A 19,501-nucleotide genomic window follows, 5' to 3' on the forward strand; every position below is an offset into this window, starting at 1 on the left:
GCGGTACAAGCACAACTCACAAACGTCAAAGCGATCTATAGCAATCCCCGTTCCTTTGCTGCCATGATTAGTCCATAACTTACGACTCAAATAGAGTAGTTATGGATTCAGCAGATATCGTAGCAATCATAGGTATATGATAATAAAAGGTCAGCTTATTAGCTGGCCTTTAGCTTATCCAGCTGATGATAAGTCTATGCTATCCAGAGATATAACATTCACTGAGCGACACTCACAGTGTCGAGACAATTTTTGAATATAAGAGTCCACCGATTTTCATCCGTGACCCCTTGCATAGAGATCCCGGCATCTAACAATGCCCCCTCCCATGCCTGGGCATCGTGAAAGGCCTTTGCCTTGGCTTGATCCTGGGTCAGCCCATCTTCTTGGGCATATGCAGCAAGCAGCTTATCGGAGGAGGTTGAATAGATCTTCTCGAAGTAGGCCAGATCCGTTGCATTCCGGACTTCTGTCCGCAATGCCATCAGCTCATCCTTGTCTCTCTCCGAGTAAGCTTTAGCATCTTCGATAAAGGAGTCGCAGATCGGGTATGCATCATCGTTATGGCCCTGGGAACCCAGGGCTGCAAGTAATGGGATAAATGCTAGCAAGGTATTCATCCTGTCCACCTTTAAGCGAGCCGCTGTAGCACTAAAATCTAGTATCCTCTAATGAATCCGGCAATGGGCATGAGCTCTTAAATGACCCGCATTTCATTCACCTGTCGGTCCATAGTACGGGCCAGGTCTGACGCCTGATGAATCGCCTCATCCACCGCACGATCCACTGCCTGCCGCATCTGCACGCCGAACCGGCGCGAGACCAGCTCGGCATCTGGCACCACTCTCCCGCTGCTGTGGCACTTAGGGCAGTCGTCACCCTTGCGCGGGCGTAGCCCTGTCCCATTGCAGTGGGGGCAGCGGCCTGACTGCATCATCTCAGCCACACAGTGGTCGCGAGCCAACTGCAGGATCCCGTTCCGCTCGGCCAGCAGGCGCTGGTACTCGTGGCCATTACCGGAGCGGTGCGCGCGCTTGGCCCTCTCCATCACTACGGCGGCCCGGCGGCGCTCTTTGTCGAAGTGCGGGTGCGACGGCACCAACCGGTCCAACTGCTCTGGCAGCGGGCGGCGCAGCAGGATAGCCAGCGCCATGCAGCCGACCTCATCATCACCCAAGGTTGCGCAGAAGTGAGTCAGCAACCCCTGAATGGCCTCTGTGTCCAACAGGTGATCGGCCATCAGATACTGGTACCCCTGGGGGTTACTCTTGGCTGCGACCTGCAGGGCACCAAGAAACTCATCGCGGCCCAGGCTGCTGGCATTACCTGAGGATGGCTCGTGGAGCGCTCCTTTCGGTGAAAACAGGCGCAGGGCCATTTCCAATGACTTACTCATAATCAGTCCTCCTCAGGATGGCTAGGCAGCGTGAGCTTGCAGGTGGCCGGCAGCAAGAAGCTTATGGATCAACCATTGCTGCCCTTTGCCGGTGATCGTGGGCGAGAAAGCGAGACGAGTTTCACCATGTGCATCGTATGGCGTCTCGATGACTTCGAAGTAACCCTGCTCGAGATACTGCTGGAAAGGCAGATTGTGACGGTTGCCGCCCTTCATAAAGATCCGCATCTCACGCAGGATGGCGAAAATTTTCTTGGGCCCAATCCCTACGGTTTTGGCGAAATTACCGAGAAGGACACCCTTGTCGGCACCAGCGACTCGATCGGCAAAGTCAGCCTTCGGAGCCTGGATGGCGATTTGTTCTTGAGCTCTCTGCAGCTCCATGGTTTTTCTGTCTATCACTGACTGCGCCACCATCAGCGCCTTGGCTATGATCAGCTCAGGCGTGTCTTGCTCCTGCCCAACGATATAGCCACCGTTCTTGCGAATGCTCGGGATAACCTCAACTGTAACCCAGCGCTTAAACACTCTAGCCTCAGGCTTGGTGCTGCTGAATATGGCTTGATAAAGACCAGACTCATTTATAAGAGATTGATTTACATAGTTTCCTCCAATTTGGAGTACCCTTTTCTCCTTGTCGTCTTCATCAATCAGCTTGTTCATGCTGTTGGTTTGGGCATATCCCAATACCATCGCAATGTCGCTCGCAACGAACCAGGGCTCTCCCTGCTCATCGGTGACGAAACGGATGTTGTGTCCTTCAAAGGCTTTGCTAATCAGGTTGGTCATGGTCGGGTCCTTGGTTGGTTATTGGTCTGTTCAAATGCTTTCAGCAGCCAGGCGCGCAACTGGCCGGATTTGATGTGTTCTGGGGTAACTTCCAGCACGGTCCACCCGAGCAGGGTGGCCTCGTTCATCTTGGCGCGGTCCTCTACGAACCCCCTCCCCCGGGTATGCCGGCCGCCGGAGTGGATCCCGCCGTGGACCTCAAGGGCGATCATGCGGGTGGGCCAGGCGTAGTCGAAGCGCCATTTGCGCTTGGGGTGAAACAGCAGCTCGGTGACGGGGTCAGGGAAACCAACAAGCTGGGCCAGCACCTTGTCGTGCAGGGTGGTGACTTGCTGGGCCTTGCGCACCTGGTTGGCTGCGCTCCTGACCTTCGGGCTGCTACCCAGCAGCCGGGCCGCATCGAGGGCGGAGAGGTGGATCATGCCGCCCTCCCGATGGTGTTCTTGCGCAGTTCGGTGACTTCTCTGGCCACCTGCTCCAGCAGAGCCTCCTCGCTACCGTGCTCCTGCTGCCAGCTCTTAGGGGTGGCGTGGAATCCTGTGGGGTAGCAGGCGCGATGATGTCGCGGGCAGAGGGGAATCACCCGGGTGTGAGCAGCGCGCTGCGCCATGCCAGACCCAGAGCGCACATGATGGATTTCCGCGAGGCTCGGCCCCAGGCCAGCATTCCGGCAGGCAATACAGCACAGAGAGCTCACATCGTCCAACCACTGCTTATCAGCCTTGGTCTTGCTCATGCGGCGGCCCTTCCGTATGCGGCCACCCAGTCGAAGCCGCGGCGGGATTCATCCCCGAACTGCACGCCCTGTTGGGCGCCGAAGGCCTGGGCCAATTCGATGAGGTCGCGCATCTCCCGCACAGTCATCTTGGATGTGGACTTACCCAGTACCACGAAGCCGGTACCGTTTATGTTCGGCACCACGTCCTGCTGATACAAAGCTGCGCTGAGCACATGCTTCCAGTCCTCCTTGGCGAGTTTGCGTCCGTGCCAGTTAACCTGCTCGGCGATGTCAGTGAGACACGCCCAGAGCATTGAGTTCTGGGCCAGGGAGCGGGTCATCTCCTTGATTTCGATGACCAGGGGCTTGTCCTGGTCAACCGGCAGGCCAGCGACCAACTGGCAAGCGCGGGACCGGATTTCAGGGCTGCGGAGGAAATACCTGGGGTAGGAGTTCATGCCGCATCTGCCCCTGTCAGTTCGAGGGAAAGCTGGGATCTGGCTTCAAGCTGGGCTTGTTCAAGACACAGCGCCCGCTTCTCGATACGCCGCAGGGCCAGCCCTTGTCCATGGAAAGAACCTTTGGAGACAGAGAGAGCCTCCCGCCTAGCAAAGTCGTGCAGGAGATGCTGCAGATCTCGATTCTCGTGGAGTTGTTCCATCATCCAGTTGAACGCTCGGATGTAGAGCAGTTTGAACTGGGCAGCCTTTTTGCCAGTAAATCCCATGACCAAGAACACCATACCGTCTTTCGTAATCAGGTACTCGGGTCTTGGATCGCCATTTTTATCAATGAAATCAGTCAGCTCATAATTGAGCGCAGTGAATTCCTCGTCACATTCGAGCAAGCGGATAGCTCGTAGTACGTTGCGATGCTCCTTCTCAAACAGCTCGGCAACTTGGCGGGAAGTCGTGAACACCTCTCCTTCCTTGACGCTCACTAGCTTCTTGAACAGCTCAACCTGCTCGGGAGTGTACTGAGGGACGATAGGCTTGATGCGGTGGATGCTGCCGCAGCCACGCGGGCGTGCTGCGGATAGATCTCGGGTATGTGATTTGGTCATGGTCTGGGTCCTTTTGGTCATACACAGCCGGGTGGTCTAGTTCCGGCATTGGCAATGGTACCCACTGTTGAGAATTTCTGTCACGCACAACAAAACCATTCAGAACAATCTGAGTCCCTTGTATGATTTACTTCCACTCATCACCTTATCGACTAAGAGATTGTTCATGTTCGAGTTAATAGAGAAAGCAATGGCTCATTTGCAGTCAGGCAATTATGCAATCCTGATCGCAGTCATCATCGCAAGCCTGATATATAAGTCATTCCCTTTACTCGATGCTTATCATGCACACAGGAAGCGTCGAGTAACCGACCTGGAAAACACGATTAAGAGTGATAACATCAGCTCATCTTTCAAGAAGAACCTCAAAGAAGAGATTGAGAGTGAACATTTTAAAATTGTATATGGCGTCAGGGCCAAGAAATCCCTGATAGACCAGGTATTCATGCTACACAATAAACTAGGAGGGGAAAGGACACTTCATCAGTTTTCCAATGCGCTGAAACTCTACCCAAAGGTAATCCGGGGCAGTGATGGGAAGTACAAGCTTGAAGTTAGATTCATAGATTTTTTCTTTGGATTATACCATCTCTTTTTTGGTTTTATTTTCTTGGCGCTAGGGTTGCTCGTATTATATATCCAAATCGACCTGGGGTTGTTTGCTCTGAATGGACGACCATTAATTCTAATAGCCATCATGATTATTGGAGGCATATACCTGTTCTATATGGGCACTCCAGTATTTTCCTTGAGAGCCATAAACCGGGCACTTAAAACTAGATCCTAGTTACCATCTGCTGCTGGCCTAACGCCCCCTCAGAGTGGGCTGACGCCCCTCAACAAACGGAACCATTCGAGTTACCATAACGGCCTCTATCCGTGGTCAGCAGTCTCGAGGGGATTACAGTGGCATTCTGGTGGGTAAACCATAAGCAAACGTACGGTGCAGAAGTTGGGGGCGGCTACATCTGGTCGCCCATGACCAACCGCAATGGCTCGAAGAATCAGACCTATATCAACCTCACGCTGACCCGGCCGGGGGACGTTGTTATCTCCTACGCCGGCGGGCTTATCAAGGCCATTGGCCTGGTTGCAGCACCTTGCAGCGAGAAGTCCAAACCCTCTGAATTCGGCAGCGCCGGCGATTCCTGGTCCGATATTGGCTGGGAAGTCCGCATCGACTGGGAGTTGCTGGAGAGGCCAATTCGCCCGAAGGAGCACCTGGAGTTGATTGCCCCCCTCCTCCCCTCGAAGAACTCACCTTTGCAGCCCAACGGTAATGGGAACCAGAGCTGCTACCTGGCCGGCATCAGCATCGAGATGGGCAGCCTGCTGCTCTCACTGGCCGACCGCCTGAACCCCGACTTTGTCGATAACATCGAGCAGCACCAGGCCGAACTGGAAGGCGACGCCATCGAGGCGGACATCAAAGCCTCTACCCTGGAAGTCACTGAGAAACTGCAGCTCTCCAAAGCTCGCATCGGCCAGGGCAACTTCCGTAGGGACCTGGAGAAAATTGAGCCTGCTTGCCGAGTCACCGGCGTTACCAACAAGGCCCTGCTCATCGCCAGCCACATCAAGCCCTGGTCTAAGTGCGAGAACAACGCTGAACGCCTCGATGGCCACAACGACCTTCTGCTCTCCCCTCACATCGACAAGCTGTTCGACCGTGGCTGGATTACCTTCACTGACTCTGGTGACCTGCTGCCGAGACCAGCATCGAGCAGGCGCTGCTGCAGTGGGGAGTTGCACTCCCCCTGAACGTCGCCCCCTTTGAACCCAAGCAAGCCCGATACCTCGCCTATCACCGTGACGAGATTTTCAGGGCTGAACCAGTCCCTTCTGCTTAAGACTACCCACCCAGGAGCAGGGCTTCATCCCTGCTCTGCAAACATCCTCAGCAGCCCTCCCCCACAAAATCTGTGATCCCCTCTCAAATCCCCCTTCTTTTCGCTCAACAACCAGCACCGTTTGAGATACGATTTCCGCACGGTACCCAAGCTCCATGCAAGGCCTACCCATGACAAGGAACTGTCATTTGATCACAGGTCAAAAGCAGCAATCTAGGAGCTGTAACTTAGTGGCGGTAGCCTTTTTAAGTACAATACTTCATAAGTGCCGATCACAATAAAAATTCAATATTTATATAATGTAATAATTCTAAAAAGTGAGTCTTTTTATACACAAAAAGATAAAAACACATACTTTCTATTCTTTCAGGGGCGGTTAAATGAGAAAAAAACACGAACAATCCGTTATAGATTCATTTGCAGAACATTTCTTGTCTAAGGGGAAGTTACTTGGTAAGCAAGTTAATAAGCTCTCTGTGGATGGCCAAGACTCACTGCTGGGCGCAGATTACATATTCACAGCAACAACCAATTTTGCTCTAGTAGAGTTTAAATATGAAGAGAATGATTTGAAATCAGAAAGAACCAAGGGGCTAAGATTTAAGCTTTGTAAAATGCTAGACCAAAATGGCCCAAGATTAGAGCAAAGCTTACAATGCCATTTTGTTGCTTGGAGTAATAAAGAGCAAGAAATTAGAAAAGTTATCTTCAATAAATATCGTTCTGAGATCTGCAACAAAGAGATTTTCCCCCAGTCAATACTAAAACGAACAACCCCGGATAAATCAACAAGGGTTAGTGCCAACAAATTAATAAATGATTTCTTCGACGGCAAAATTGGAACATCTTTTGATAACTTCAACAACTACATAAAGTGGCTCCTAAAGCTTTGTGACAAAGGAGGCACGAATATAGAGGTTATGCTTGACAATCCTGATAGCAATGAGCTGGAAATATTAGAGTTTAGCAGCCTAGAACTGTTAAACACCTGGTTAATTAGAAATAATCCACAGCCATCACCTACCTCCAGGTCTCCAAGTCCATAACTTCACTACCAAAAATCATTTATAGCGAAAAATCTAAGGCCAATAGTGATATATAAACGTGGCTTTAATTATACCAATATGACGTATTATATATATGACGACACTGTATGTAATTGGAAATGGATTTGATCTTTGGCATGGTTTGCCAACAAGTTACCGCCAGTTTTATGAGTTCGCAAAAGACACTCTGGATGAGCTTGAGGAACACTATTTATTTGATCCTGACGTTGATGTTCCTTGGTATGATTTTGAAAATGCTCTAGGTACATTCAACTCGAATGGGTTCTATGATTATTATAATGAAATTGATGTGCAAGCTGAAGACTTCAGGCCTAGCTTCGTTTTTGGATTAGAGGATGAGCTTGCGCAGGAAACAGAAAGGCATGTTACCACTATAAAAGAAGCATTCATCGAATGGGTTCATCAAATTGATGAACAACAAGCAGTCCCATTAATGAAATTTAATGATGAATCTATTTTTATTAACTTCAATTACACATCAACCCTCCAGATAGTCTATGGCATTGCAGACAATAAAATATTCCATATTCACGGCCGCTATGCAACACATGACGATTTAATTTTTGGACACAATGAAAATATATCTGTAGTACCAGAAATTGATGAAAACGGGGATAGTAATCGCACTATGTTCTCAGATGCCGAAGGTGCTGCAGAGTACCCTCTCCATGCATTTAAAAAACCTGTGGATGAAATTTTAAAGAAAGGAAATGATTATTTTAACGCACTTAATGGTATAGCGACAGTTGTAGTGATTGGCCATTCACTAAATAAAATAGATTTGCCATATTTTCGCCGCATTGCTGATAGCACCGAAGGAGCTCGATGGGAAGTTAGCTATTATAGCATTGATGAGAAAGAAAGATATATTAGAGCTCTTATGGAATGTGGTGTAAGCAAAGAACAAATAGTATTGTATCCATATGCTGAGTTATAGTGTTAGTTGTGTAGCCACAATTATTATCAGGCACCGCCATCAAGCCGGTGCCTCCCCTCTCTCGAATGAAAAAACACCTTTACTTTACCAAGGTAAGTTTTGGTTTGTTTTCTCTATGTGATGGGAATTTGATATCATTCCTTATAGAAACCGTAGTAGGCCTGAATAAGAGAGCAGATACCTCCTCTGTGGGCAAGTTTAGCAACCTAGATATTTCTGGAATATCTACCCCGTTGGCTTTCAAGGCAGGTAATAATTTATCAAAGAGTAACGAACGCTCTCTATCAATTCCGTTAGGCTCACCAGTTCTATATCCTAAACCAGTAGCCTCAACGAGTAAGCTACGATATTGCCATTCAGTAAGGAGGCTAAGGTTTTTCATTCTGACGATAAGCGCCATAAGAGACACCAACCAGCACCCTTTAATCTTAATTAAGCTCTTGATAGTAGCAAAACCAGGAGCCATTTCAAAGACACTAGTTCGAGGCATAAGAAATGCTGATGCAAAATTATCAGCCTCAGATTCAGCATCTCTTCCAACGACGGAACCATGACGATGAAGCAGTAAATGCCCCAACTCATGCGCGGCATCGAAACGGCTTCTTTCACCTGATTTTTTAGTGTTCAAAAAGACAAATGGGATACTATCTTTCCAAAAAGAAAAAGCATCTACATCTGCAGTATTCTCCGATAAAGAGAACACTCGCACGCCTTTTGCTTCCAGTAGGTGAACAACATTTTTAATGCTTTTGTTTCCTAATCCCCAGTGCTCTCTAATTGCCTCTGCAGCAACTTCAGGCTCGAACCCCCGAAAGTCAGGGATATCTTGCTTTGGTAAAGAAAACTTATCCGAGAAAAACTCAGATAGCAGAAAACCTAATTGCCCTGCCGCAATAGCTGCATGCTGATCTGCCGCTTTCATCGACTTTAATGAACGAAAAGACACTGTTGATGCATCCAGACTTTCGATATCATCACCATAAAAAAACTCTATAGGATAGCCGAGTGCAGAGGCCATATCCATTAGTGTTTCAAAGGTAGGTATATATTTACTTGTCTCATTCTCATATGCCGAAACCATTTTCGACGACATACCTATACATTCAGACAATGTCTTTAGTGTCATCTTCCGACGTAAGCGAGCGACTTTAAGTCTATTGGGATTATACTGCTTATTCATTTTTAAGCTTTCTTAGAGATATCAAAGTCGATATCATCGTTAAACTCTGTTTTATTATCAGGATCAATAATAGTATCTTCATCAAGTGATATAGCTGAAAATATATAACGCTTTTTCCAGCTATCAAAATATCCAGATGCAGATAAGTTCATAGGTAATGATAACTCATATCTCACCTCTTTCTTCGACTTATCATAATGATAAAGCAAAACCCAAGTTTCATGTAAATCAATTGGCTCTGAACTGAATACAGAGAGCTTGTCATCTTCAAACATGTCATAATTTGAATTAACAAACCTCTTAGTAGCACTTCCTTTATCATTATTTGATGAAGGAGTACCAGTCTCAATACCTGTCTCCTTATCGCCAGATGTAACAACTATAGAAATGCCTAGTCCACCATTCGCAGTAACTGGCAGCCCATTTTTATCAGACTGTTTCCAGCCAAATGGGCTTAGCTCTTGCCTTAATATTCCAACTGTTTCACCCCATGCGGTTACCCCACCATGCGTACGAGGATGAAATGATGTGGCTTTTAGATAGACCCGGGCACCACTCTCAACAGCACGACGAAGAGTACCTTGGTCAATACCTAGACGTGCTAGGAATGTCTCTGAATCTTCTTGCAAATGTAACAGTGCTGCCTTTTGTGTCATAGCGGTATGCCTTTCAGGTTGATTTCCCTTTTTTTACATCATTTTGAGGGAAAAAACAAGAAATGGGTTTCTCCCCCTAACTAACCAGCGCCCCCTTCCCCTTCTTCTCTGACAACACCAATCGCAACTCTGCAGCTACTTCCCCCACAGGTACATTTCGATTCCTTAGATAAACCCGCACCACTGCTTCCATCTCACACGATCTCATCGACACCTGTCGGCCAACTGGCGCGGCACGGGGGACGGGATTATTCCGCAGAATGGCGGCCCTCACCTCCGCCGGCCGCGGTGCATACTGCCGATCGGCATCTTCCCCAAGCTGCAGTACCGCCTCCCGAATCTGCTGCGCATTGAACCCCCTGAGTAGGCTCCCCCAAGCCAGCGCTACGCCGCGGGCATTACCGTCCAGCTGGTTAGCACTCGCTGGCCAAAGTCCGGCCATCAGCGGCAGCAGCTCCTCAGCCAAGAATACCGACATACGAGCGCTCACCTGCAGCGCGTCCCCTGGTGCGCTGAGGGCCGTCGTCTCGTTAGAGCGGAGTGCTATCGTCATAGTCCCCCCTCCCCGACTCCCTGAGTGCCTTAGCGGCTTGCTGGGCCGCCTGTAGGTTTTCCAGTGGCTTGCGCTGTGCAGTGGTCCGGAACGAGCTGGCCGCCCGGCGGATCCAGTTGCGCCAAGTCTTCTCCCAGTCCAGCTTGACGGCTTTGGCCCCGGGCAGCGCCTGCCAGTAATCAGCGAACGTAGCTGCCTCCAACAAGATCCGCTCCCTGGGGAGCCCTGTCTCCTGGATAGCCCACCTCCCCCACTCGCCAGGGAGCACCCAGTCATTCGGCAAGCGGGTACCTCGTCGTGGGGCTTCACCTGCAGGACGTTTTTCCCCCTGGGGGACCAAAGGGGGATCTTGGATCTCTGCTGTAGTCTCTGTAGTAATCTCTGTAATAGATTGCTGGTTTCCAGCAGCAGTGTCCGCTGGTTTTCCACTAGCCTGTTTGCTGGTTTTCCGCATACTAGGTTGCAAGAAATCAGTGGTGTTCAAGGCGGCTTCAAGTGAGGCCAAATCGATGCAAAAATATAGCTTCGCAGGTAACCCAATCCGCTTTTCTTTAAGAACCCCTAAATTGCGTAAAGCCTTGCGCGCACCTTCCTGCTCATAGCGGGTTAAACCGGTCTCTTCTTCCCAGTCAGCCTGTGTCTTGTAGAACCAGAAGCAACCATCTTCATGTGCTTTACAGCGCTTTGCCCAATAGATTGCCTGGGACAGAAACAGAGCTGCAGTGACTGAGCCAGTGATGGTCACAAACGGGCGATGGAATGCAATTGGGCGGTCAAGAAAGTTGATGTTCATTCTTGCCCCTCAACTTTCTTCATTGTCTCAAAATAGAACTGCAGGTTTTGATTGACCCCCAGCAAGTCAAAGCATCCCGTAGCTTTCAGCAATTCGATCTGTGCAGCGTTAAAGCTGATCCCGTTGGTCGCTTGCTTGACTGCAAGGCGGATCCTGAAATCTTCGATAGACCATGTCCGTTTTGTGCGGTTACACCCCTCGCAAGACGGCTTCAGATTCAAGTATTCATTCGTGCCGCCACTCGACTTAGGTACCACATGCTCTACGTGAAATGTCTCTATCATGACCTGGTCGCCGCAATACGCACAGTTCCCTCCAAACATGGAGAAGATCTTGGCTCTTTTGGTTTTGCTGTAGACGTTGCTCATGCTGCCACCTCCTGCTCGAGCAGTGAGGAATAGTGGCAATCGCACAATAGTTCGGCCCCAAGGGCCTGGGTTGTGATGGTCATCGTTGGGTCCTGATAACACCCGGTGGTAAGTCGGGTGTGAGAGATGATTAAGCGCTAACTTGGGCCTCGGCACGCTCAACGGTGCGTGCTTGAAGCTCACGGGCCAGGCGCAATGCCTGCCGATCGGTACCGGCGGCGTGCGCAGTCGGGATAAGCGCGGTATCCAGCTCAAGCGCCAGCTCGTGCATAACCGCTTTCAAGATGATGTTGTCCCGATAGCAGACATGTTGTGAGGCAGGGCGCGGCGGCCTGGGTTGCGTAGTCATAGGGTTACCTCCCGAGAACGAAGTTGATGAGTTTTTGCAGGGGACGCTTTGGTCTTTCCTCGTCATATACCGCTTCATCCTCTGGAGTGAACAGCAGCAGGCCGCGCTCAGGCAGGCCAGAGCCATCCAGGATCTCTTCCACGGTGACGGGTGGGTAACCCTGCTCGATGAGGCTCCGATTGGCCCGTTTGACGGCTCTCGTCAGGATCTGGGGTTCGTGCTGAGATATTGCTTTGAGCAGGATCAGTAGCGAGGTGCGAGCAAATGCGGTTTCAGTCATCTGCAGCTCTGCGCCGACTTCTTGCCAGACTCGGCGCTGTGCCGGGTTGCCGCGTACTCGCAGTGGAGAAATGGCATCCATTTTTTCGTGATCAGACAGTGCTGGTCGTCCCATTGGGTTGGTCCTCTATTGGTAATGACTCAGGCCGGTGGTTAGGCGGCCTGTTGGGTGAGATGGTCTTGCTCTTTGTTCAGTGGGTAATCCTCCAGCCCGAGCCGTAGCTCGCCATTGCTGGCGATGACAAAGCTGACTGCGTGCTGGGCCGGGATCACATCGCCCCACTTCACGGCGAGGCTGCGGGAGATGCCGATGGCCTTCATTGCGCGGGCCATGTTGCCGAAATACTCAATCACTTCGCGTTTCTTCATTGGTCGGGTCCTTGGTATAGGTCATTGGCAATCGTTCACTATCGTAACCACTAACAATCCAACATTCAACAACCAATGAGAACGACATGCGTCATAAAATTTGTTCATAATCGATAACTTGCAGCAGGCGACATGAAACCTTCATTTAACGAACGAGTCAGAGCGAGAATGGAAGAGCAAGGTCTTGGCGTCTCTGAGATAGCCAGGAGGGCAGGTATATCCAAATCCCTGGTATCGAACCTTCTAAGCAACCCTCTGAAAGACGTTCGGGTTTCCACCTTATTCGGTCTTGCAAAGGCTCTGTCCGTAGATCCTATTGAGCTGTACACCGGCCGCCCGTCTATTGAGGTGGTTAGTGACTTGGTGAATAGCGTTTATCGGATTCCAGTGTTCACCATTGATGAAGTGCTGCAACATCCGACTGACTCACTTCCTCTTGTCAGCTCAGACCGTATGCTTCTCACCGATATGCCTGGTGCGCTTATTGGGGTTGAAGCGCCAAACGACCAGCTATCCAAGCAAGGGATAGTGCAAGGTGATGTTTGTGTGATCGATCTCGGGGTCAATACGATTGAAGCCGATGCAGTGCTGCTAGTGCAATTAAGTCGGGCTAACCAAGCCAAGCTTCTGAGGGCTATACCTGCCATAGAGGGATGGGCCTTTGGAGTTGATGATGAACGCCTTCCGGTCATCTCCGCTAAAGATGTGATCATCCTTGGGAGGATGGTAGAGCGTAGAGGCTAATCCATCGCCCTATGACCAGCTAACCCACGGCCAATAGCCACCTGCTAACCCTGCTCAAGAAGCCCCGCCACTAAGCGGGGCTTTTTTTATTTGAAAAATTCACGATCGTGTATTGACCAATCGTTCCCGATCGATAACAATCATTTTCGTCAACTATCGAGAACGATCTGATGGCAACTCGATAGACGCGATACAAAACAGCCTAAAGCCAGTTTCAACCAGACCAGAGGACCAACCATGAAAGTGAACGATCCAGTGCAGTACACCAACCCCCGGACCCGCGTCAGCGTTCCGGCCGTGATCACCGACATCACTGACCTCGGCAAACGCCGCGGTGGTGGCCTGTTCTACACCGTCAAGACCGAGGCCGGTAAAGAACACAAGGCCCGTGCAGCCAGCCTGCAAGCTGCAGCGTAACCAGATGCTCCCGCCGAGCGCGGGAGCACTCAACCGCATGAGCATTGAGTCAGTGCTCAACCGGTTGAGACGAATCATCGACCACCAGCAACAGGACCCGCCCCTAACCAGGGAAAAGTAGAAGGCGCCTGACCAGCGCGTAAGAACGACAAAGCCCGCACAAGGCGGGCTTTGAAGGACCGGGAACCACCCCGGCCAAGATAGATTGCCAGGGGACCAACCCCAACAATCAGGACCCATCCAAGCCAAAGCGAGGAAGGAGTTAACGAGGACCAACCCGTCAACAGGAGCAAATGTACCATGACCAAGCGCATTTTTTCCAGAGCCGCACAACGCGCCGACCACATCCTGATGTCGATCGCCGATAAGTTGAACGGTAATACCGCCCGCCGCCGTGCGATTAAGCAAAAAGTTGTCATCGCCATGCTGGCCGCTGAGCAACACCACATCGTTGCGGCCCGAGCAGCCCAGAGGCGCACCACTGGATTTACCAAGCACAGCGTCCTCCTCCACTGGCGCGCCGAGTTCCACCGCAACGCCGTCTGACCCGGGCCTGGCGCTTCCCTGATAGCGCCGTAGCCAAATCCTCTTTCTCAAGCACCGCAAGGATGCTTTGGTTAGCTGCAACCTGAATTCAGCGTTGCGCCGCTCTTTAACAGTCTGGAACCGGCTCACAACCACGAATCCCGATGCCGGTAGGGATGCGCCGATAACCCGTTAAAACCGGAAAGCGGTGTGTGAACGTGAATGATGGCCACTGATAGCAGTGGCCAGCCTATAACCCCTTGCAACAGGGGGTTACAGGCTGGGATTGACCGAATGCACGCACCGAGCAAGCACACATAAAGTTGCTTTTTTACTATTAAAAAAAGATACTGGTAGCGTCAATGTAACCTCAAGTTACCCGTTGACCGGAGAATATATGAACAATATACGCAACATCCTGTCTGGGTTTTCTAACCTTTTTACTGGTTTCCAGCCTCGTTCTTATGCCCATTCAAATGGGTTTAAGGAAGATGCGGAGAACCTAGGTAAAGACGTGAAGATTCTTGGTCGGGACTTCACCAAGAGTGCCAACACCGTCTATGGCAAAGCAACATCAGATGCGAGCAAAGAGCGCTAACGGCAGCGAAGTGGCTGTTAGCTCGCACGATTCAGACTCCCCCATCTTACCAGTGGCTCAACTTGAGCAACTGCATACTTTCCGCCCAGATCTTGTAGATTTTGTTGTGGAACAGACCAAGCTCGAAGCTGAGCACCGTCGCGCTAGAAGTAGACGAGTTGACCGATACATATTGAGCGAACGGCTGTTCGGCATGCTATGCGCCGTTGCTGTGTGTATGATTGGTGTCGTTGGCGGTGGCTATGTCGGCCTTCATGGCCAGCCTTGGCTGGGTGGCACAATAGCCACTGCAGCACTCGGCACTCTGGCTGTTGCGTTTATCAAACGCCAACCGTAACAAATTGTCTCTTCCAAAGCCCAGCACCCGCTGGGCTTTTTGTTGGCCTAATGCCACCACCCGATATAACCACCTAACCCCGGCCCTCGCGCCGGGGTTTTTGTTTTAACCACCAACAGGACCTGACCATGAAAAAACGTACAGAACAGAGTAACCAGACCATCCCCCCGCTCAATGACGAATGCCGCAAGCGCCTGCGCCAGCTGCGTGAGCGCCTTGGTCTGAGCCGTCCAAAGTTCGCCGACATGCTGGGCATCCCGCCCACCACGCTCAAGAACTACGAGCTGAACTACCGGGAAATCAGCGGCGGTACCCTGCTACTGATTGCACATCACCCCGAGCTCTCGGCCCACTTCACCTGGCTGACGACCGGTCAGGATAAAGAGCCCGCTAAGTTGGAGGCATCAGAATGAAGATTCTTGGCCTCACTAACCCTCGCAGTGTCGAGAGCATCGCTGTCCAGCGCAGAGTGGTGTCCATCCACATGCAGAACGATGGGATTGGCGATCGTCGATTTGCCCCTGAAGTTGCACAAGCCCTTCGCGAGATTGCACAAGCCCTGGACGATGGCCTCATTGGTAACGAAGCCGCGGACTTTCTAAAGAGCTCCGGAGGAACGGAAATCACCATGCATGGATATAGCCTCTTCATGGCTGCCAGCGTGGTTGAACAGAAAGCCCAATCCGAAGAAAACCCACCGCTCTTGGTATTTCAGGTGAGGAGCCGTGACGGGAGAGCCATCAACATCTACAGCGATGGCTTTATCGATGGCGATGGGACTGCCGAATTTGGCTTCGTCAGGAACTACTTCACCCCTCGATTCGATGCGATCAGGGGGTTACTCGCTCGGGTGAAGGACCGAGGGATCCCCGATGACGAGCTTAAGCGAATTTTCGCTGGCTTTTGACGGTTCCTCACACGGGCTTGCCTTAATTGCCTGTGCTATCGGTTCAAACTCAGCAGAAAGAAAGTAAGTCAGCTGACCCACGTCATCGTTGAGCGCAGACAACACGGTGTGACCTACGATGCCCTGACCAAGTAGCACGCGGTCCCACTGTGCAATCTGCATATATTCGGCACTGCTAGTGCTGTCCGTAACCACCTTAAACCACGCCATAACTCCTCCAGCAAATGAAGCGTCAAATGATTCCAAATTAACGTTTCTTGCTGCTGATTACCACCAGGACCCAGACCAAGGACCAAAACCATGAAGCTACTGACCGAGGCCCAATTGATGGGCTTTCGCGGCTCAATGCCGCCCCGTGCCCAGCATCGATACAGCGTGACCGTCGAACCCAGCGCCGCAGAGCGCCGGATTGCCCGCCAACGCACCGCCGCTCGCCGCGCCATCGAGGAGCATCACGAAGCCCGCGCCCTGCGTCGTGAAATGGAGATCTAGCCATGACCAACGAAACCGCCCTGCTCGCCTTGCTCGAGAGCCAGGAGGCCGAGGCCAACGCCAGGACCCAGTGGATCGCCGAATGGAGCGAAGAGAACCTCCCGCTGTTGCTGGCCGGCCAGCTCGAGACCGACCCGGCCACCCTGCTGGGCGAGCTCAACGCAGACCAGCACCGCCACTACAACCAGGCCATCTGGCTGATGATGCACGAAGGCCGGCAAGCGCCGCTGATGCAGTTCATCCAGCAGGTGGTGGATGCCGGGCTGGCAGAGCTCGCCCAGGCCGCCTGGCGCAGTCACCTCGCCGCCCTGCACGACGCCATGAGCGAGGAGCAGTGGGAGCAGTACCAACACAGGAGTGCAGCATGAGCACACTAAAAAACGCATGGTCAAAGGAAGAATTCGAGGACACCGTTGCGGCGGCACTCATCACTTGCTTTGAATATGGGATAAGGAAGAACCGTGGCGCTGGCCCAAACTCGCTGAACGAAGAGCGTGCTGAACTGATTCGTAACGCAGGGCCTTATGTTCCAGGCAGCGATCGCGAGGTCCTGTTCAGCGACAATGGCCCGCAGTTTTTTGATATGGATAACGACCGACTACCGATTTCAGGCTGCTTTGCTCAATGCGTACCTACCGCCCAGTATATCCAAGGGCAGTATAACGGATGGTTTAGGAGCATCTACATCAGACAGAGCGACAAGCTTAACCATGGGTGGCGCCGTAGAGATGGCGGAAAGCTATACGAGCTCGTCTACATGGCGACAGGGAATGAATTCGCAGAGGGGGAGCGCAGCTACTTTAGTGTGACCAAGGATGGGAGGATAGTGGCCTGCGAAGCTTTTGTGAGGGGTAGCACTGGGGGGCGCAGTGGCCGACATGAAGAGGTGTGCACTGATCCACATCAATTGCAGGAGGTAGAGGTCTGTGCAGCCATGGCTCTTCAGTACCTGGCTGATCAGCGATTCTGTTGGACCATCGAGGCGAAAGAGCAGCGTGCTTTCGTGAGGCTGGGCTGCCAAGAGGAAGAAATCAAGTCGCTGCTATACGCCCGCACGCTACCACTGAGTGAGACTGGACGCAGACGACCAATTCTACACCTGGTTGAGGCCCACAAGCGCCGCATGCGTAATGGCACGGAGGTCAATGTTCAGTCCAGCCTGCGCGGAATTCAAACGGTGGAGATAGGTGGCACGTTATTTACGGTAAGGCCGCCGTCTGTAGTGCTCCCCTTGCTGTCAAAACCGAGCAGAGACAGGGTGAACGAACACACGCAAGGCGGTGCAGCATGAGCGCCATAGCCGACACATCCGCCGCGCACCCGCTTGGTCGGGTGTTCGGCCTCTCCAACGAGGAGTACCACGCTGGCCCCGGGGTCAGCAAAAGCCAGCTCGACCAGATAGCCGAAAGCCCAGCCACCTATATCTGGGCCAAGAATGCGCCGCTCGATCAGGAGAAGCTCAAGGCCTTCGATATGGGCAGCGCCATTCACTGTCTGCTGCTGGAGCCGGAGGAATTCGAGCAGCGCTTCATCATTGCCCCGCCGTTCAACCGCCGCACCAACGCCGGCAAGGAAGCCGAAGCTGAGTTTCTGGCCGGCTGCGCCACCTTGGGGAAAACGGTGATGGATGCCGAGGAAGGCCGCAAGCTGCAGCTGATGCGCGACAGCGTGCTGGCCCACCCCGATGCCCGCTGGCTATTGGAGCAAGAGGGTCACAGTGAAGCCTCGTTCTACTGGATTGACCCCCAGACCGAGGAGCTGTGCCGGATCCGTCCCGATCGTCACCTTAGCGAGCACCCCATCATCCTGGACGTGAAATCGGTGGACGACATGGGGCGCTTCGAGCGCCACGTCGAGGATTTCCGCTACCACGTACAGGACGCCATGTACTCCGAAGGGTTCCACCGGGTGATGGGCGAGCAGCCGGATTTCATCTTTCTGGCGGTCAGCACCAGCGTGAACTGTGGCCGCTACCCGGTGCGAGTGCGCCCCCTGCCGGACGACTGGAAGGACGCCGGTAAGGACCTGTTTCACCGCGACCTCCACCGCTTCCACGAATGCCGGGTCAACGATGACTGGCACGACTTCAAACCCCTCCAGCGCCCAGCCTGGGCGACAAGGAAAGCAGCATGAGCAACATCACCAGCATCAAGCAACAGGCGGCAGAAAACTTCGCCGCCCAGTTCCCTATGCTCGCACAGCGCGGAATTGATGAACCAACCTGGAACGCCCTGTGCAACACCATCTACCCAGGCGCCAACCCCGATTCGGTGGTCATGGCCATCGACTACTGCAAGGCTCGCGGCCTAGACATCTTGCTCAAGCCAGTCCATCTGGTTCCAATGCAGGTAACCGACGCCCGCACCAAGGATAAGGTCTGGCGGGATGTGCCTATGCCCGGGATCGGGATGTACCGGATCCAGGCTGACCGCTCAGGCAACTACGCCGGTGCTGACGAACCGGTATTTGGTCCGGATGTGACCGAAGAGTTCCAAGACCCCTACAACCAGCAAAACAAGATCAAGGTCACCTACCCGCAGTGGTGCAAATACACCGTCTACAAGGTGGTGAATGGGCAGCGGGTGGCATTCCATGCCTTGGAACGCTGGAAGGAGAACTACGCCACCCAGAGCGGTAAGACTGAGTGTCCCAACGCTATGTGGCGCAAGCGCCCCTATGCCCAGCTGGCCAAATGTACGGAAGCGCAAGCACTGCGCAAAGCCTGGCCGGAGATCGGCAGCGAGCCCACTGCAGAGGAGATGGAGGGCAAGGAGATCGTCATCAACGAGATCCCCGGCAGCCAGCCGACTCAGTCAACCAAGCCGGCAAGCCGAGCCTTGGACGCAATGCGCAATCAAGGCACTGCAACGGTCACCCTGGATCATGAGCAAGCAGCAGAGACTACCGAACAGGTGGCTCACGCCAGCGCCTACGCCGACCACTGCGCAGCTATCGAAGGCTCCAGCGAAACCACTGAGTGGCAACAGGCCTACACCGCCGCCTGGACCTGGGCAAACGAAACCGGCGATCAAGCCATCATCAACGGCATCAAGCAGATCGCCGGTGAGCGCAAACGCCAACTCGATGCCGAGCGCGGTAACCATCAATAACCAC

General features: G+C 52.4%; 29 protein-coding genes. 15 read left to right on the forward strand and 14 right to left on the reverse strand.

Translation table 11 applies throughout. The annotated features are described in order from the left end of the window. Nucleotides 1-218 precede the first annotated feature (218 nt). The 7 genes from BN1137_RS00125 to BN1137_RS00155 form a co-directional block, all read right to left on the reverse strand. On the reverse strand, nt 219-620 hold the full coding sequence (locus BN1137_RS00125) for a hypothetical protein (protein ID WP_050716660.1): 402 nt from the start codon (nt 618-620) through the stop codon (nt 219-221). Between the two features lie 77 nt (nt 621-697). Next, nucleotides 698-1,396 (reverse strand): TIGR02642 family protein, encoded by a 699-nt coding sequence (locus BN1137_RS00130; protein WP_050716661.1) that lies wholly within the window; start codon nt 1,394-1,396, stop codon nt 698-700. A gap of 21 nt (nt 1,397-1,417) precedes the next feature. Beyond that, on the reverse strand, nt 1,418-2,185 hold the full coding sequence (locus tag BN1137_RS00135) for a phage antirepressor KilAC domain-containing protein (protein WP_050716662.1): 768 nt from the start codon (nt 2,183-2,185) through the stop codon (nt 1,418-1,420). After that, complete coding sequence (locus BN1137_RS00140; protein WP_050716663.1) at nt 2,182-2,607, reverse strand: hypothetical protein; 426 nt, start codon at nt 2,605-2,607, stop codon at nt 2,182-2,184. Before BN1137_RS00140 ends, BN1137_RS00135 begins: the two co-directional genes overlap by 4 nt. Next, complete coding sequence (locus BN1137_RS00145; RefSeq protein ID WP_050716664.1) at nt 2,604-2,921, reverse strand: Ref family recombination enhancement nuclease; 318 nt, start codon at nt 2,919-2,921, stop codon at nt 2,604-2,606. The genes BN1137_RS00140 and BN1137_RS00145 overlap by 4 nt, the downstream gene beginning before the upstream one ends. Beyond that, on the reverse strand, nt 2,918-3,361 hold the full coding sequence (locus tag BN1137_RS00150) for a recombination protein NinB (protein WP_050716665.1): 444 nt from the start codon (nt 3,359-3,361) through the stop codon (nt 2,918-2,920). The genes BN1137_RS00145 and BN1137_RS00150 overlap by 4 nt, the downstream gene beginning before the upstream one ends. Further along, complete coding sequence (locus BN1137_RS00155; protein ID WP_050716666.1) at nt 3,358-3,966, reverse strand: Rha family transcriptional regulator; 609 nt, start codon at nt 3,964-3,966, stop codon at nt 3,358-3,360. Before BN1137_RS00155 ends, BN1137_RS00150 begins: the two co-directional genes overlap by 4 nt. Before the next feature lie 166 nt (nt 3,967-4,132). Here BN1137_RS00155 and BN1137_RS00160 point away from each other — a divergent pair, with 166 nt between their 5' ends. The 4 genes from BN1137_RS00160 (at nt 4,133) to BN1137_RS00170 (ending at nt 7,820) form a co-directional block, all read left to right on the forward strand. Then, nucleotides 4,133-4,753, forward strand: a complete 621-nt coding sequence (locus tag BN1137_RS00160; protein WP_050716667.1) for a hypothetical protein — start codon at nt 4,133-4,135, stop codon at nt 4,751-4,753. Nucleotides 4,754-4,944: 191 nt separating this feature from the next. Next, nucleotides 4,945-5,727 carry an HNH endonuclease gene (locus BN1137_RS00165; RefSeq protein ID WP_050716668.1) on the forward strand — a complete coding sequence of 261 codons (783 nt, stop codon included), beginning with the start codon at nt 4,945-4,947 and terminating at the stop codon, nt 5,725-5,727. A gap of 469 nt (nt 5,728-6,196) precedes the next feature. After that, complete coding sequence (locus BN1137_RS22175) at nt 6,197-6,862, forward strand: hypothetical protein (protein WP_157433553.1); 666 nt, start codon at nt 6,197-6,199, stop codon at nt 6,860-6,862. A gap of 94 nt (nt 6,863-6,956) precedes the next feature. Beyond that, nucleotides 6,957-7,820, forward strand: a complete 864-nt coding sequence (locus BN1137_RS00170; protein ID WP_050716669.1) for a bacteriophage abortive infection AbiH family protein — start codon at nt 6,957-6,959, stop codon at nt 7,818-7,820. 79 nt (nt 7,821-7,899) lie between these two features. On the opposite strand, the gene BN1137_RS21655 is transcribed toward BN1137_RS00170, so the two are convergent. From BN1137_RS21655 to BN1137_RS00200, 7 genes are all read right to left on the reverse strand, one after another. Then, nucleotides 7,900-9,000, reverse strand: a complete 1,101-nt coding sequence (locus BN1137_RS21655; RefSeq protein ID WP_083443317.1) for an XRE family transcriptional regulator — start codon at nt 8,998-9,000, stop codon at nt 7,900-7,902. A 2-nt stretch (nt 9,001-9,002) separates the two neighbouring features. After that, the gene (locus BN1137_RS22180; RefSeq protein ID WP_157433554.1) at nt 9,003-9,656 is read right to left on the reverse strand and encodes a hypothetical protein; all 654 of its coding nucleotides are present in this window, start codon (nt 9,654-9,656) and stop codon (nt 9,003-9,005) included. 530 nt (nt 9,657-10,186) lie between these two features. Next, entirely contained in the window at nt 10,187-11,002 is an 816-nt protein-coding gene (locus BN1137_RS22655; RefSeq protein WP_198150560.1) for a helix-turn-helix domain-containing protein, read from the reverse strand. Beyond that, nucleotides 10,999-11,370 carry an HNH endonuclease gene (locus tag BN1137_RS00185; protein ID WP_050716670.1) on the reverse strand — a complete coding sequence of 124 codons (372 nt, stop codon included), beginning with the start codon at nt 11,368-11,370 and terminating at the stop codon, nt 10,999-11,001. The genes BN1137_RS22655 and BN1137_RS00185 overlap by 4 nt, the downstream gene beginning before the upstream one ends. 130 nt (nt 11,371-11,500) lie before the next feature. Next, nucleotides 11,501-11,719: a hypothetical protein gene (locus tag BN1137_RS00190; protein WP_050716671.1), complete on the reverse strand. Its 219-nt coding sequence runs from the start codon at nt 11,717-11,719 to the stop codon at nt 11,501-11,503. Nucleotides 11,720-11,723: 4 nt separating this feature from the next. Next, complete coding sequence (locus BN1137_RS00195; RefSeq protein WP_050716672.1) at nt 11,724-12,113, reverse strand: hypothetical protein; 390 nt, start codon at nt 12,111-12,113, stop codon at nt 11,724-11,726. A gap of 38 nt (nt 12,114-12,151) precedes the next feature. Then, nucleotides 12,152-12,367, reverse strand: coding sequence for a Cro/CI family transcriptional regulator (locus tag BN1137_RS00200; protein WP_050716673.1), 216 nt, complete (start codon nt 12,365-12,367; stop codon nt 12,152-12,154). Nucleotides 12,368-12,499: 132 nt separating this feature from the next. Between BN1137_RS00200 and BN1137_RS00205 the strand changes: the two genes are divergently transcribed. The 11 genes from BN1137_RS00205 to bet all read left to right on the forward strand — a co-directional run bounded on the left by BN1137_RS00205 (nt 12,500) and on the right by bet (nt 19,497). Further along, on the forward strand, nt 12,500-13,111 hold the full coding sequence (locus BN1137_RS00205; protein WP_075384243.1) for a helix-turn-helix domain-containing protein: 612 nt from the start codon (nt 12,500-12,502) through the stop codon (nt 13,109-13,111). A gap of 237 nt (nt 13,112-13,348) precedes the next feature. Next, a complete protein-coding gene (locus BN1137_RS00210) occupies nt 13,349-13,528 on the forward strand; it encodes a hypothetical protein (RefSeq protein WP_050716674.1) in 180 nt (59 codons plus the stop codon). 300 nt (nt 13,529-13,828) lie between these two features. Beyond that, nucleotides 13,829-14,074: a hypothetical protein gene (locus BN1137_RS00215; protein ID WP_050716675.1), complete on the forward strand. Its 246-nt coding sequence runs from the start codon at nt 13,829-13,831 to the stop codon at nt 14,072-14,074. Nucleotides 14,075-14,450: 376 nt separating this feature from the next. Further along, nucleotides 14,451-14,651, forward strand: coding sequence for a hypothetical protein (locus tag BN1137_RS00220; protein WP_050716676.1), 201 nt, complete (start codon nt 14,451-14,453; stop codon nt 14,649-14,651). Nucleotides 14,652-15,116: 465 nt separating this feature from the next. Continuing rightward, the gene (locus BN1137_RS00225; RefSeq protein WP_050716677.1) at nt 15,117-15,401 is read left to right on the forward strand and encodes a helix-turn-helix domain-containing protein; all 285 of its coding nucleotides are present in this window, start codon (nt 15,117-15,119) and stop codon (nt 15,399-15,401) included. Beyond that, nucleotides 15,398-15,895: a hypothetical protein gene (locus tag BN1137_RS00230; protein ID WP_050716678.1), complete on the forward strand. Its 498-nt coding sequence runs from the start codon at nt 15,398-15,400 to the stop codon at nt 15,893-15,895. Before BN1137_RS00225 ends, BN1137_RS00230 begins: the two co-directional genes overlap by 4 nt. A gap of 300 nt (nt 15,896-16,195) precedes the next feature. Further along, a complete protein-coding gene (locus tag BN1137_RS00235; protein WP_050716679.1) occupies nt 16,196-16,387 on the forward strand; it encodes a PA3496 family putative envelope integrity protein in 192 nt (63 codons plus the stop codon). Nucleotides 16,388-16,389: 2 nt separating this feature from the next. Then, on the forward strand, nt 16,390-16,755 hold the full coding sequence (locus BN1137_RS00240; protein ID WP_050716680.1) for a hypothetical protein: 366 nt from the start codon (nt 16,390-16,392) through the stop codon (nt 16,753-16,755). Next, nucleotides 16,752-17,678, forward strand: a complete 927-nt coding sequence (locus tag BN1137_RS00245; protein ID WP_050716681.1) for a hypothetical protein — start codon at nt 16,752-16,754, stop codon at nt 17,676-17,678. The genes BN1137_RS00240 and BN1137_RS00245 overlap by 4 nt, the downstream gene beginning before the upstream one ends. Further along, complete coding sequence (locus BN1137_RS00250) at nt 17,675-18,520, forward strand: PD-(D/E)XK nuclease-like domain-containing protein (protein ID WP_050716682.1); 846 nt, start codon at nt 17,675-17,677, stop codon at nt 18,518-18,520. Before BN1137_RS00245 ends, BN1137_RS00250 begins: the two co-directional genes overlap by 4 nt. Next, nucleotides 18,517-19,497 carry a phage recombination protein Bet gene (bet, locus tag BN1137_RS22660; protein ID WP_050716683.1) on the forward strand — a complete coding sequence of 327 codons (981 nt, stop codon included), beginning with the start codon at nt 18,517-18,519 and terminating at the stop codon, nt 19,495-19,497. Before BN1137_RS00250 ends, bet begins: the two co-directional genes overlap by 4 nt. Nucleotides 19,498-19,501 lie beyond the last annotated feature (4 nt).

It is taken from the genome of Aeromonas tecta, assembly GCF_000820185.1.
Lineage (GTDB): Bacteria > Pseudomonadota > Gammaproteobacteria > Enterobacterales > Aeromonadaceae > Aeromonas > Aeromonas tecta.

Coding starts and splice junctions, on each gene's coding strand:
- BN1137_RS00125 (WP_050716660.1), bottom strand. CDS start 620: ATGAATACCTTGCTAGCATTTATCCCATTACTTGCAGCCCTGGGTTCC.
- BN1137_RS00130 (WP_050716661.1), bottom strand. CDS start 1,396: ATGAGTAAGTCATTGGAAATGGCCCTGCGCCTGTTTTCACCGAAAGGA.
- BN1137_RS00135 (WP_050716662.1), bottom strand. CDS start 2,185: ATGACCAACCTGATTAGCAAAGCCTTTGAAGGACACAACATCCGTTTC.
- BN1137_RS00140 (WP_050716663.1), bottom strand. CDS start 2,607: ATGATCCACCTCTCCGCCCTCGATGCGGCCCGGCTGCTGGGTAGCAGC.
- BN1137_RS00145 (WP_050716664.1), bottom strand. CDS start 2,921: ATGAGCAAGACCAAGGCTGATAAGCAGTGGTTGGACGATGTGAGCTCT.
- BN1137_RS00150 (WP_050716665.1), bottom strand. CDS start 3,361: ATGAACTCCTACCCCAGGTATTTCCTCCGCAGCCCTGAAATCCGGTCC.
- BN1137_RS00155 (WP_050716666.1), bottom strand. CDS start 3,966: ATGACCAAATCACATACCCGAGATCTATCCGCAGCACGCCCGCGTGGC.
- BN1137_RS00160 (WP_050716667.1), top strand. CDS start 4,133: ATGTTCGAGTTAATAGAGAAAGCAATGGCTCATTTGCAGTCAGGCAAT.
- BN1137_RS00165 (WP_050716668.1), top strand. CDS start 4,945: ATGACCAACCGCAATGGCTCGAAGAATCAGACCTATATCAACCTCACG.
- BN1137_RS22175 (WP_157433553.1), top strand. CDS start 6,197: ATGAGAAAAAAACACGAACAATCCGTTATAGATTCATTTGCAGAACAT.
- BN1137_RS00170 (WP_050716669.1), top strand. CDS start 6,957: ATGACGACACTGTATGTAATTGGAAATGGATTTGATCTTTGGCATGGT.
- BN1137_RS21655 (WP_083443317.1), bottom strand. CDS start 9,000: ATGAATAAGCAGTATAATCCCAATAGACTTAAAGTCGCTCGCTTACGT.
- BN1137_RS22180 (WP_157433554.1), bottom strand. CDS start 9,656: ATGACACAAAAGGCAGCACTGTTACATTTGCAAGAAGATTCAGAGACA.
- BN1137_RS22655 (WP_198150560.1), bottom strand. CDS start 11,002: ATGAACATCAACTTTCTTGACCGCCCAATTGCATTCCATCGCCCGTTT.
- BN1137_RS00185 (WP_050716670.1), bottom strand. CDS start 11,370: ATGAGCAACGTCTACAGCAAAACCAAAAGAGCCAAGATCTTCTCCATG.
- BN1137_RS00190 (WP_050716671.1), bottom strand. CDS start 11,719: ATGACTACGCAACCCAGGCCGCCGCGCCCTGCCTCACAACATGTCTGC.
- BN1137_RS00195 (WP_050716672.1), bottom strand. CDS start 12,113: ATGGGACGACCAGCACTGTCTGATCACGAAAAAATGGATGCCATTTCT.
- BN1137_RS00200 (WP_050716673.1), bottom strand. CDS start 12,367: ATGAAGAAACGCGAAGTGATTGAGTATTTCGGCAACATGGCCCGCGCA.
- BN1137_RS00205 (WP_075384243.1), top strand. CDS start 12,500: ATGAAACCTTCATTTAACGAACGAGTCAGAGCGAGAATGGAAGAGCAA.
- BN1137_RS00210 (WP_050716674.1), top strand. CDS start 13,349: ATGAAAGTGAACGATCCAGTGCAGTACACCAACCCCCGGACCCGCGTC.
- BN1137_RS00215 (WP_050716675.1), top strand. CDS start 13,829: ATGACCAAGCGCATTTTTTCCAGAGCCGCACAACGCGCCGACCACATC.
- BN1137_RS00220 (WP_050716676.1), top strand. CDS start 14,451: ATGAACAATATACGCAACATCCTGTCTGGGTTTTCTAACCTTTTTACT.
- BN1137_RS00225 (WP_050716677.1), top strand. CDS start 15,117: ATGAAAAAACGTACAGAACAGAGTAACCAGACCATCCCCCCGCTCAAT.
- BN1137_RS00230 (WP_050716678.1), top strand. CDS start 15,398: ATGAAGATTCTTGGCCTCACTAACCCTCGCAGTGTCGAGAGCATCGCT.
- BN1137_RS00235 (WP_050716679.1), top strand. CDS start 16,196: ATGAAGCTACTGACCGAGGCCCAATTGATGGGCTTTCGCGGCTCAATG.
- BN1137_RS00240 (WP_050716680.1), top strand. CDS start 16,390: ATGACCAACGAAACCGCCCTGCTCGCCTTGCTCGAGAGCCAGGAGGCC.
- BN1137_RS00245 (WP_050716681.1), top strand. CDS start 16,752: ATGAGCACACTAAAAAACGCATGGTCAAAGGAAGAATTCGAGGACACC.
- BN1137_RS00250 (WP_050716682.1), top strand. CDS start 17,675: ATGAGCGCCATAGCCGACACATCCGCCGCGCACCCGCTTGGTCGGGTG.
- bet (WP_050716683.1), top strand. CDS start 18,517: ATGAGCAACATCACCAGCATCAAGCAACAGGCGGCAGAAAACTTCGCC.